The sequence below is a fragment of the Mesorhizobium sp. M7A.F.Ca.AU.002.02.1.1 genome, from assembly GCF_003998535.1.
Taxonomy (GTDB): Bacteria; Pseudomonadota; Alphaproteobacteria; order Rhizobiales; family Rhizobiaceae; genus Mesorhizobium; species Mesorhizobium ciceri.
Genome location: NZ_RZPB01000116.1, coordinates 1 through 11,734, shown reverse-complemented (window position 1 = coordinate 11,734; position 11,734 = coordinate 1). Strand labels below are relative to the sequence as shown.

The window sequence follows — 11,734 nt, the reverse complement described above, 5'->3', positions numbered from 1 at the left end:
GTCTGGGCGAGACCGGGGATCAGACCGTCCGTATAGGCGTTTGTCGCCAGCACGACCGCCTTTGCCTGCAATTCCAGGCCATTTTCGATCAAAATACGCCAAACACCGGCGGCATTGGCGAGCCGCACGACCCTTTGGCGCTCTGCTATCCTCACGCCAGTCGCGGTCCCGACCCGGGCAAGTTCAGACGTGTAGGCGAGCGGATCGATCACACCGGCGCGGCGGTCGAGCCAGCCGCCGAGATAACCCTGTGCGCCAGTCCTGGCTGCGGTCTCCGCTGCGTTCAGCAACCGGACGTCGGCACCGCGCGCGTGCCATTGCCGGTCGCGGTTCGTCGCCGCCTTCAGCGCGGCCTCGGTGTGCGCCGCCTGGATCCAGCCATTTCGAACGAACGGCACCGCCAGATTCTCGTCGCGGATCAGCTCGAACACCGCGTTGGCGGTCGACGCCGCGAAATTGACAAGCGCCTCGCCGCGCTCCGGGCCAAAATGCTCCAGCAACCATTCCGGATCGTATTTCAGGCCGGGAATGACCTGGCCGCCATTCAAGCCTGATGCGCCCTGGCCGATCTCGCCGGCGTCCAGCACCTGCACCGACAGGCCAAGCCGGGCGGCATGCAAGGCAGTCGACAAGCCCATGATGCCACCGCCAATGATGGCGAGATCGACCCGTTCGCCATTGGGAAGCGATTGAAACGTGGAAGCTGCCTGCGGCCTGCGCCAGATGGGATCGGAGAATGCTGTCGCCAAGGGTCACCTGAATGCGCTGCGATTGGTGAAAATCCTAGTCAGAATTTCACAATTTTGAAAGAGCACCATGGCTTTCGCCTGTGGACTGCCGCCGAGACGACCGGAGACCCAGAGTTCCGATCGCCTGCGACGGGATAGACCTTTGACGGGAATCCGGTGAAAGTGCCACGCCGATCCGGCTAGCCCACATTGTCGATCACTTCACCACATTGCCGATCACTAAGAGGACAGAGCGCCATGACGAACCCGACCCACCTGCCCAGCGAGGGCCTTTTTGTCGGACGCGCCAGAAGCAGCGGTGCTGCATACCCGCTGGTCGTCACGGTTCGCGATGGCACGGTCTTCGACATCACCTCGCGTACGGCACCGACCATGCGCGACCTTTGCGAGATGGCCGACCCGGCTGGGCATGTCCGCTCGGCCGAAGGCAGACCGATCGGTTCGCTCGATGACATCGCCGCCAACAGTTTTGAAACCGGGCGCGATCCAGCAAAACCCTACCTGCTCTCCCCGGTCGACCTGCAGGCGGTCAAGGCATCGGGCGTCACCTTCGTCGTCAGCCTGCTGGAACGGGTGATCGAGGAACAGGCGCGTGGTTCGGCTGAAAAAGCCGATGCCATCCGCGCCGACATTGCCGGACTGATCGGCCACGACCTGTCGAAGCTGAAGCCCGGTTCGCCCGAAGCGATGGAGATCAAGGCCAAGCTGATTTCGCGCGGCGCCTGGTCGCAATATCTGGAAGTGGGCATCGGCCCCGATGCCGAGATCTTCACCAAGTGCCAGCCGATGGCCTCGGTGGGCTTCGGCGCCGATGTCGGGCTGCACCCGGTGTCGACCTGGAACAATCCGGAACCCGAGATCGCCATGATCGCCGCCTCCAGCGGCAGGATCGTCGGCGCCACTATCGGCAACGACGTCAATCTGCGCGACGTCGAAGGGCGTTCGGCGCTGCTGCTCGGCAAGGCCAAGGATAACAATGCCTCGGCCTCACTTGGCCCCTTCATCCGCCTGTTCGACGAGAAATTCTCCATCGATGACGTCAAGCGTGCCGTCGTGCGCCTGAAAGTCGAGGGCGAGGACGGGTTCTCGCTGGAGGGCGCAAGCTCGATGGCCGAGATCAGCCGCTCGCCGGAGGAACTGGTCGCCGCGGCCATGGGGCCGCACCACCAGTATCCGGACGGGCTGGCGCTCTATCTCGGCACCATGTTCGTTCCGTCCAAGGATCGCGGCGAGAAGGGCAAGGGTTTTACCCACAAGGTCGGCGACATCGTCACCATCTCGTCGGAAAAATTCGGCGCGCTGGTCAACCGCGTGCAGCTGTCGCCAGACTGCCCGCACTGGACCTACGGCGCCAGCCATCTGATGCGGGAGCTGGCGAAGGCCGATCTTATTTAGCCAAGCCTTGGCCCAGGGCCACCATCAACGCAATGTTGGCGCCTTATTACTCGTGACCTCGTCGGACTGGAATCCAATGACGATACTTGATGTTCGCCGGCACACCATGAGGCGCAAGCCTGGCGCGCACCTTTCTCGAGAAGGAATCGAACTAGCGCGGTTTGTAGCCCAAGGGGCTGACTCTTATGAACTTGTTGTCACAAGCGAAATTCCACGGGCAATCGAAACCGCAATTGCGATGGGTTTCGAAGTAAATGAGTTGATTGCCGAACTTGGAATTCTTCCCAAAAATATACTCGAAACGATCTCGTGGCCGAGCCCGTTGGCGGAGGTAGAACGTGTACTCCGATCGGACGTAGACTGCATTGCATTTGCTAACACCCAAGTGCGACTGTGGACGAGCATAGCTGCCCGAGTTCCCAACGAAGCGACGGGCTTATTGGTGACGCACGGTGGGATCATCGATCTCGGCGTTGTCGCGTTCCTGATGGCCAGCAAACGTCCTATCGAGGGAGAAGCCATCGGATACTGCGAGGGGCTCCGACTAGAGTTCACCAGCGGAAGACTCACCAATGCCGAAATGCTGCGAGTGCCCGAGCATCTGCATTTGTCGGATACCTAACGGAACAAATCGCCTTGCTCGCCTGGCGGCCGATCGGCTGTGGAGCAACCTGCGCGCCGACCATGACGAGGACTATCTGCTCGGCTAGCCTCGACACCAATTATCCGACAGTCGGAAAATCACCTCAACTGATGCAATCTGATGGGACGGCTGATGACGCCCCGTCAGGCGCCCACTACACCTGCAGATGGAGGCCTGGCAGATGGAGGCTTGCCATCCGTCGAAAAAGGGGATGCTCTGACGCATCCGATCGGCGCTGGCAAAAGACGCAAAACAAGGGACGGATTTTGAACTGACGATCTACAAACGGGAGGAAATCAAATGCTGACACGGCTAAGACGCGTTCTATACGGCCTGTTGGTGGCGCTGATGGTGGTACCAGCAGCGGCACAGGCCAAGACGTTCTACTGGATTTCGCATGGCGGTCCGGCCGATCCGGTCTGGACCTACTTCCTGGCCGGCGCCAAGCAGTGGGCCAAGGACACCGGCAACACGGTCAACACCTCGTTCCACAACGGCGATGTCGCCTCGCAGCAGGAAGCGGTTCGCGCCGCCCTCTCCGCCAAGGCCGATGGCATCGTCACCACGAGCCCCGATCCGGGCAGCCTGATCGAGATCGTCAAGGAAGCGCGTGCGGCGAAAGTGCCGATCATCAATTTCAACACGCCTGATCCGAAAGCCGATTTCAACGCCTATGTCGGCGGCGACAATGTCACCTTCGGCAAGCATTGGGCACAGTATCTGGTCGACAAGGGCCTGGTGAAGAAGGGCGACTTCGTCTGGATGCCGGTCGAAATCCCCGGCGCCACCTATGGCGTGCAGGAAGAGGAAGGCATCAAGAGCGTCTTCGAGCCGCTCGGCATCACGTATGAAATCACGGAAGCGACGCTTGATCAGGCTGAAGTGATCAACCGCATGGTCGACTACCTCACGGCGAACAAGGCCAAGGTCAAGGCGATCATCGGCCTAGGCGACCTCGTCACCGGCTCGATCAAGCGGGTGTTCGACCAGGTCGGCATCAAGCCGGGCGAAATCCCGGTCGTCGGCTGGGGCAATTCGCTCGACACCACCCAGGAAGTGCTGAACGGCTATGTCAATGCCGGCCAGTGGCAGGACCCGCAGGCGACCAGCTATGTCGCGCTTTCGCTGGCCAATATGGCCGCCGGCGGCATTCCTCCGGGCTTCAACGTCATCACCGGCGCGCTCTATGAAAAAGACACCGCGCAGATCTACGACGACATCCTGTCCGGCAAGTAACATCCAATCTCAACAGTCGCGGCCGCCCAACGGTCGCGACTGGCTCTCCATTTCGCCGAGCCCTTCGCACGCGATGTGCAACGCTCAGCCTTCCACTCATGTCGCGGATTGCCTGTGGAAAATCATTCGCTCGTCCCACGCCTGATCGCACGGCCGGAATTCGGCCCTTTCGTGCTGCTCGTCGTCGAGATCGCCGTTTTCTGGAGTTTCAACCACGACTTCCTGTCGCCGCAGAACATCTCCAACACGCTGGCTTTCACGGTCGAGCTCGGCCTGATCGCGCTGGCGATGACGCTGTTGATGACGTCCGGCGAGTTCGACCTCTCGGTCGGCTCCCTGTTCGGCTTCTCGCCGGTCTTGATGTGGACCCTGTTCAACAGCGGCCTGACCTCGCTCGAAGCCGGCTTTGTCGCCGCGCTGCTGGTCGCCGCCTTCATCGGGCTGGTCAATGGCTGGTTCGTGACGCAGCTCAAGATCCCATCCTTCCTGGTGACGCTCGGCATGCTGCTGGTGGTGCGCGGCACCGCCCTTTTCGTCACCGACGGTTTTCCCCAGCGCACCTGGAGTGCGGAGGGCAGTTGGCTGGCGGAAGCGCTGGTCGGCGACTTCTTCATCGGCCCGTTCCGCATCTACATGTCACTGTTCTGGTTCATCGCCGCGGCGATCGCGCTCGGCTACGTACTGACGCAAAGCCGCACCGGCAACTGGATCCAGGCGGCCGGCGGCAACCCGAGCGCGGCGCGGGCGCGCGGCGTCAATGTCAGCGGGGTCAAGATCGGCCTGTTCGTGCTGTCGTCGGTCATGGCCTCGCTTGCCGGCGTCATCTCTTCGTTGCGCACGTCCGCCGCCAACCCCAACAGCGGTACCGGCTATGAGTTGGAAGTCATCGCCATGGTGGTGATCGGCGGTACCGCACTTACCGGCGGGCGCGGCACGATCATCGGCACCGTGCTCGGCATCCTGATCCTGCGTGTGATGCGCAACGGCATCGTGCTGATCGGCGTGCCTGGTCTTGCCTATAACATCTTCATCGGTGCCATCATCCTCGGCATGATGGCACTGCATTCATGGCTGGAACGCCGGCATCAGGCGGGGACTTGAACCATGGCCGAGCCACTGATCCGCATGACGAACATCCGCAAGTCCTACGGCCGCGTGCAGGCGCTGGAGGATGCCAATTTCCATGTCAATGAACGGGAGATCGTCGGCTTGCTTGGCGACAATGGCGCCGGCAAGTCGACGCTGATCAAGGTGCTTTCGGGTGCCGTTCCGCTGACCAGCGGCGATATCTTCATCCGTGGCAAGAAGGTGAGCCTGCGCAGCACCAGCGACGCCATCGCCCATGGCATCGAGACGATCTACCAGGACTCCGCACTGGTCACGCAACTGTCGATCGCCCGCAATCTGTTCCTCGGGCGCGAGCCGATCAAGCCGCCGCGCTTCCTCAACCGGATGGACCAGGAGGCGATGAACACGGTTGCCCGCGATTTGCTCAAGCAGGTCGGCATCACGAAGAACATCCCGCCGACGACGCCGATCGGTTCGCTTTCCGGCGGCGAGCGTCAGGCGGTGGCGATCGCGCGCGCCATGCATTTCGACAGCGACCTGATCATCCTCGACGAGCCGACCAACAATCTCGGCGTCGCCGAAACACAGGGCGTGCTGAGTTTCGTGCGCAGCGCCCGCGATTCCGGTCACTCCTGCATTTTCATCGCCCACAACATCCACCATGTCTTCCAGGTGGTCGACCGCATCGTCGTCATGCGCCGGGGCAAGGTGGTCGCCGACGACATCGACCCGAAGACGACCAGCGTGGCGGAGGTAGAGCGGATCATCACCGGCATGTCGGACAAGGAAATCCGCGATGCCATCACCGATGGCAAGCCGTCGCACTGACTGTCGGGTGATGGCGGCAATCACCGCTGCCTCAGATCGCATCGCTTGTCTGGCGCGGCATCGCAGGGCGCATAGGTAGCGGCATGAAAGCCACCGTCTCGGATATTGCCCGCAATGCGGGCTGTGGGTAGCGGCATGAAAGCCACCGTCTCGGATATCGCCCGCAATTGCGGGCTGTCGACCGCAACGGTCGACAGGGTGCTGAACAACCGGCCGGGTGCGAGTGCGGCCAACCGCCAGCGCGTCATGGAGGCGGCCAAGCAACTCGGCTACCTGCCGGTCGCCGATCAGGTGACGCTGCCCTCGCGGCCCGCCCACCTCGAATTCCTGCTGCCGATCGGCAGCAATGCCTTCATGCGCGATCTCGCCGGGCATATCGAGGACTACGCCGCGCGTCTGCCGCTTGTCGCCTCGTGCCGGATCCACAATCTCGCCGGTATCTCGCCGAACGCGCTGCAGAGCGCTGTCGAAAACCTGTCGCTCAGGGCCAATGGCGTTGGCGTGATCGCTGTCGATCATCCGCGTACGCGCAACATCCTGCGCGACATCGTCGAAGCCGGCATGCGTGTGGTGACGCTGGTGTCCGATGTTCCGACGGCACCGCGCGCGGCCTATGTCGGCATCGACAACCGGGTGGCGGGACGAACGGCGGCGCTGCTGATGGGACGCTTCCTTGGCGGCCGCACCGGCCATCTGGCGATGGTCGTCGGCTCACGTTCCTATCGCGGCCACGAGGAACGCGAGATGGGTTTCCGCTCGGTGCTCAATGAGGAGTTTCCCAATCTGACCGTCAGCAGCGCCGTCGAGATCAACGACGAGCCCGATGCCAGCTACACCGAGACCATGAAGGCACTGCACGACGAGCCAGAGTTGCTCGGCATCTATTGCGTCGGAGCTGGACATTCGGGCGTTGCAAAGGCGATCCGCGAGGCCAGGCCGAACCGCAAGCCGGTGTTCATCTGCCACGACCTGACCAAGGACACGCGCGGTCATCTCGTCGACGATCTCGCCGATGTCGTCATCGACCAGAATGCGCGGCTGATCGCCGAGCAGTCGGTCATTCGCCTGCTCGGCTCGATTGCCTCCTCCGCACCCTATCTGACGCGCAAGTTCATCGAACCGCGCTTGATCTTCAGGGAAAACGTGCCGGTGCAGTGAAGCAGGCGGCCTGCAAAAATGCCTGTTGCCGGATTTGTATGATAATTGGCACGGCAAATCTGCACAGCAGCTATGCAAGTTTCTTTGTTGCCGAATCGTTGGGCAACTCGTAGGTTCTGGTTGTCGGCCATCTACTCCTCCCAGATGCGATGCCGACGCTGAATGGGGTGCACCTCCTCCCGCGCCACATTCGAAAATCGAGCCCGCTGCCACCTCCTCCCGGCAGCGGGCTTTTTTCGTTTGGCCGCCGGAGTTTCCATACCGCCTGGGTCAACGGCGTACGCGGCCCTCCGTCATAGAGCCGTAACCCGCCAACAATCGTGGCGAATCTCAACCGGCGGCAGCGCCCCGGAACGAAACGATCAGCCCTTCGGCCATGCGCACGAACTGGGTGCTCGGACCTTCGGTACCCACGGTCTGCACGCTGACACGCGCGCCCTCGAACAACAGCGACAGCGTATCGGCGAGCAGTTCGGCCTGACCAATGCCGGCATCCCGACATAGCGTCACAAGGCGCGCGCGCTGGGCTTCCTTGAGCTCCTTGATCACCAGCCTGGCCGGATGGTCCGGCTCGGTCAGCTCAGCGGCGGCGTTGGCCATGTCGCAGCCGCGGCCGTCCGCATTGAGCATGGCAGCCGCCTTGCGAACCCAGGCATGCAGTTGGGCAAGCTTGTCACCAGGGAATTCGGCCTCGAATGCTTCCCACATAGCGCCGGCCTTGGCCGCATTGGCGCGCAGGCATTCGACGATCAGTTCGTCCTTGGATTCGAAGTGACGATAGAGCGTCATCTTGTTCGTGCCGGCAGCTTCGGTGATGGCGTCGACGCCGACGCCCTTGATGCCATGCTTGTGGAACATGTCGCGTGCCGTCTCCAGGATCCGATCCCGGGGACGAGAGCGCTCCACGATGCCGTCTGCCATCATGATCTCCTTTCGTTTCCAAAAAACCCTCGGCCACCTCTTGACTAGGGTGTTACCGGTCTGTAACTTCCAGAATGTTACTTACTGGTAACACCTATATCGTCCACCGTCAATAACAAGGCCGTGAACGGCCCTGCCAGACGAGAGGGGCGAGAAACTGCCAATCATGCGGCCTCGGCCGGTGAAGAGATGAAAACGGTTCGCGAGCACGGGCTGCGAATCGACAGACAAGGAGCCGGCCATGCCACAGCGCCGCGATCTTACCATAGATGAAGCCGTCCGGGATCCGATGATCCGGCTGGTCATGAAAGCCGATGGCGTCGACCCGCGCGCCTTCGAGACGATGTTGCGCTCGCTCGCCGATACGCAGCGTGGCGAGGTGCCGTTGCTGCGTTCGCGGGACGGCCTCGGTGACAAGCGCGGCCAAAGGCTGTCCAGGGTTGCCAGCGCCTTCGGGCGGGCAACAGCAGCCGGAGAGGCGTGCGTGTCGTGGTAAACTTTTTCATTCACCGTCCGATCTTCGCCTCGGCGATCGCCATCATCATGGTGCTCGCCGGGTCGATTTGTTATTTCCTGCTGCCCGTCTCGCAGTTTCCCGACATCACGCCGCCGCAGGTCGTGGTCAGCGCCCATTATCCGGGCGCCAGCGCACAAGTGGTGGCCGACACGGTGACGACGCCGCTGGAGCAGCAGATCAACGGCGTGCAGGGCATGACCTACATGTCGTCGACGAGTTCCAATGACGGCTCCTCGACCATCACCATCACCTTCGATGTCGGCTATTCGCTGAGCACCGCCGCCGTCGACGTGCAGAACCGCGTCTCGCAGGCCGCCTCGTCGCTGCCGGCGATCGTCAACCAGGGCGGCGTGACGATCAAGAAGCAGAATCCGAACTTCGTCCTGATCGTCAACCTGACTTCGCCCGACAGTTCGGTCGATCCGGTGGCGCTGAGCAACCTTGCCTATCTGCAGGTGGTCGACCCGCTGAAGCGGCTGCCCGGCGTCGGCGACGTGCAGATCTTCGGCGAGCGGCGCTATTCGATGCGCGTCTGGCTCGATCCCGACAAGCTCGCCAATCTCGGCATCACCGCCGTCGATGTGCAAAACGCCATCGCCGAACAGAACGTCCAGGTGGCGGCCGGCAAGATCGGCCAGTCGCCGGCACCCGCCGGCACCGCCTTCGAGATGCAGGTCAACGCCGTCGGCCGCTTGAGCGATCCCAAGGAATTCGGCGACATCGTCGTGCGCGCCAACACCGATACCGGCTCGCTGGTCAGGCTGCGCGACGTCGCCCGCATCGAACTCGGCGCGCTGCAATATTCGTCGTCTGCCTTCTTCGGTAAAGACCCGACCGTGGTGCTTGCCGTTTACCAGATGCCCGGCTCCAACGCGCTCGATCTGCAGCAGCGCGTCAAGGACAAGATGCAGGAGCTGTCGGGCCGTTTCCCGAAGGGCGTGTCCTATGCGATGCACTACGACACCACCCGTTTCGTCTCGGCGTCGATGCATGACGTGCTGATCACGCTCGGCGAAGCGCTGGTGCTGGTCGTCGCCGTGGTGTTCCTCTTCCTGCAAAGCTGGCGCACGACGATCATCCCGACCATCGCCATTCCGGTGTCGCTGGTGGCGACGCTGGTCGTCATGGAGATGCTCGGCTTCTCGCTCAACATGCTCTCCCTGCTCGGCATGGTGCTGGCGATCGGCCTCGTCGTCGACGACGCCATCGTCGTGGTCGAGAATGTCGAACGACAGCTGGAGGCCGGGCTCAAACCGCTTGCGGCGACCAAGGCCGCAATGACCGAGGTCACCGGCCCGATCATCGCCACCACCGCGGTGCTGATGGCGGTGTTCGTGCCGGTCGCCTTCATTCCCGGCGTCTCCGGCAAGCTCTACAACCAGTTCGCACTGACGGTGGCGATCTCCGTCGGCATCTCCGCCTTCAACTCGCTGACGCTGAGCCCCGCGCTCAGTGCCGCCTTCCTGCGGCATCGCGGCGAAACGCAGTTCGCCCCGTTCCGCTGGTTCAACACCGGCTTCGACAGGCTGTCGCACGCCTATGCCAATGGTGTGCGCATCCTCATCCGTTTGCGCTGGATCATGCTCGGCCTGTTCGCGGCGGGGCTGGTCGCCACCTACTTCGTCTGGCAGCGCCTGCCCTCGACCTTCCTTCCGGTCGAGGACCAGGGCTATTTCTTCGTCGTCATCCAGTTGCCCGACGGCGCATCGCTGGAACGCACCGACGCGGTGGCGCAGAAGGCACGCGACATCCTGCAGGCGACGCCCGGCGTCGACATCGTCGGCTCGATCAGCGGCCTGAACTTCCTGACCAGTGCCGCGCAATCGAATTCGGCGGTCGAATTCGCCATCCTGAAGCCATGGGAGGAGCGGGGCCCCGACCAGAGCGCATCGAAGCTCGTCGCCGATGTGCGCGGCAAGCTGATGCAGATCCCGGAAGCCTTCGCGCTGAGCTTCGATCCGCCGTCGATCCCCGGTATCGGCACGACGGGCGGCTTCGAATTCGTCGTCGAGGATCTGACCGGCCGCGGCAGTTCAGCCCTCAACGATGCGACGCAAGCCGTGATCGCCGAGGCGCGCAAGCAGCCGGAAATCAACCCGCAGCAGCTGTTCTCGCCGTTCTCGACCTCGACGCCACAGTTCAACTACGACCTCGACCGCAGCAAGGCCAAACTGCTCGGCCTCAACCTGCCCGATGTCTTCAACACGCTGCAGATCTATCTCGGCTCGCTCTACGTCAACGACTTCAACCTGTTTGGCCGCACCTTCCGGGTGACCATCCAGGCCGACAAGGATGCACGTGCAGGTGCCGCCGACATTTCGCGGCTCTATGTGCGCAATGCCTCCGGCGGCATGGTGCCGCTCTCGACGCTGGGCAAACTCGTGCCCTTCGTCGGCCCGGAGACCGTGCCGCACTACAACAACAATGCCTCGGCCTCGATCAATGGCGGCGCCGCACCGGGCTTTTCCTCCGGCCAGGCGGTTGCCGCCATGGAACGGGCCGCTGCAACCGCGCTGCCAAGGGATTTCGGTTTCGAATGGACCGGCATCACCTTCCAGGAGCTCAAGGCAGGATCGATCGCGTCCGTCGTCTTCGGCCTCGCCATTGTCTTCGTCTTCCTGATCCTGGCGATGCAGTATGAGAGCTGGGCGATGCCGTTCATGGTGCTGTTGGCGGTGCCACTGGCCCTGTTCGGCGCCTTCGCAGCGTTGTTGCTGCGTGGCATGCAGATCGACGTCTACTCGCAGATCGGCTTCGTCATGCTGATCGGCCTGGCGGCCAAGAATGCGATCCTGATCGTCGAATTCGCAAGGCGACGGCGCGAGGAAGGCCTCAGCATCGTCGACGCGGCGATGGAGGCGGCACGGCTCAGGCTGCGGCCGATCCTGATGACGGCCTTCGCCTTCATCCTCGGCGTGCTGCCGCTGATGTTTGCGACCGGCGCCGGTGCGGCAAGCCGGCAGTCGATCGGCACCACCGTGTTCGGCGGCATGGTCGCGGCGACCATCCTGTCGCTGGTGTTCGTGCCGGTGTTCTACGCGGTCATCGAACAGCTGCGTGAACGCCGCGGCAAAGACGAGCCCACCTCTCAAGACAATGAACCAACTGCTGAGCACGCTTTACCGCCCCTGGCGGAAGCGGCCGAATAAGATTGGAGACTGATCATGCGTAAATGGAAAATCGCGTTGGGAACGGCTGTCGCGCTGGGTGCGATCTCGG

Annotated in this window: 10 protein-coding genes; 8 read left to right on the top strand and 2 right to left on the bottom strand. The window is 62.6% G+C overall.

Features of this window, described 5'->3' with window-relative positions; all coding sequences use genetic code 11:
• A partial coding sequence (locus EN879_RS10210; protein WP_164774367.1) for an FAD-dependent oxidoreductase occupies nucleotides 1–749 on the bottom strand: 749 nt, incomplete at its 3' end.
• A gap of 237 nt (nucleotides 750–986) precedes the next feature.
• On the opposite strand from EN879_RS10210, the gene EN879_RS10205 reads away from it, so the two are divergent.
• The 6 genes from EN879_RS10205 (at nucleotide 987) to EN879_RS10180 (ending at nucleotide 7,077) form a co-directional block, all read left to right on the top strand.
• Nucleotides 987–2,144, top strand: coding sequence for a fumarylacetoacetate hydrolase family protein (locus EN879_RS10205; RefSeq protein ID WP_063167634.1), 1,158 nt, complete (start codon nucleotides 987–989; stop codon nucleotides 2,142–2,144).
• Between the two features lie 76 nt (nucleotides 2,145–2,220).
• Nucleotides 2,221–2,766, top strand: a complete 546-nt coding sequence (locus EN879_RS10200) for a hypothetical protein (protein WP_064995104.1) — start codon at nucleotides 2,221–2,223, stop codon at nucleotides 2,764–2,766.
• 321 nt (nucleotides 2,767–3,087) lie between these two features.
• Entirely contained in the window at nucleotides 3,088–4,023 is a 936-nt protein-coding gene (locus tag EN879_RS10195; RefSeq protein WP_063167633.1) for a substrate-binding domain-containing protein, read from the top strand.
• Nucleotides 4,024–4,137: 114 nt separating this feature from the next.
• Nucleotides 4,138–5,124 carry an ABC transporter permease gene (locus EN879_RS10190; protein ID WP_013532869.1) on the top strand — a complete coding sequence of 329 codons (987 nt, stop codon included), beginning with the start codon at nucleotides 4,138–4,140 and terminating at the stop codon, nucleotides 5,122–5,124.
• Nucleotides 5,125–5,127: 3 nt separating this feature from the next.
• The gene (locus EN879_RS10185; RefSeq protein ID WP_063167632.1) at nucleotides 5,128–5,919 is read left to right on the top strand and encodes an ATP-binding cassette domain-containing protein; all 792 of its coding nucleotides are present in this window, start codon (nucleotides 5,128–5,130) and stop codon (nucleotides 5,917–5,919) included.
• A 135-nt stretch (nucleotides 5,920–6,054) separates the two neighbouring features.
• Nucleotides 6,055–7,077 (top strand): LacI family DNA-binding transcriptional regulator, encoded by a 1,023-nt coding sequence (locus EN879_RS10180; RefSeq protein WP_063170185.1) that lies wholly within the window; start codon nucleotides 6,055–6,057, stop codon nucleotides 7,075–7,077.
• Between the two features lie 330 nt (nucleotides 7,078–7,407).
• On the opposite strand, the gene EN879_RS10165 is transcribed toward EN879_RS10180, so the two are convergent.
• Entirely contained in the window at nucleotides 7,408–7,998 is a 591-nt protein-coding gene (locus tag EN879_RS10165) for a TetR/AcrR family transcriptional regulator (RefSeq protein ID WP_013532873.1), read from the bottom strand.
• A gap of 241 nt (nucleotides 7,999–8,239) precedes the next feature.
• Between EN879_RS10165 and EN879_RS10160 the strand changes: the two genes are divergently transcribed.
• A complete protein-coding gene (locus EN879_RS10160; protein WP_024502614.1) occupies nucleotides 8,240–8,494 on the top strand; it encodes a hypothetical protein in 255 nt (84 codons plus the stop codon).
• Nucleotides 8,488–11,664 carry a multidrug efflux RND transporter permease subunit gene (locus EN879_RS10155; protein WP_024502613.1) on the top strand — a complete coding sequence of 1,059 codons (3,177 nt, stop codon included), beginning with the start codon at nucleotides 8,488–8,490 and terminating at the stop codon, nucleotides 11,662–11,664. The genes EN879_RS10160 and EN879_RS10155 overlap by 7 nt, the downstream gene beginning before the upstream one ends.
• Nucleotides 11,665–11,734: the final 70 nt, after the last annotated feature.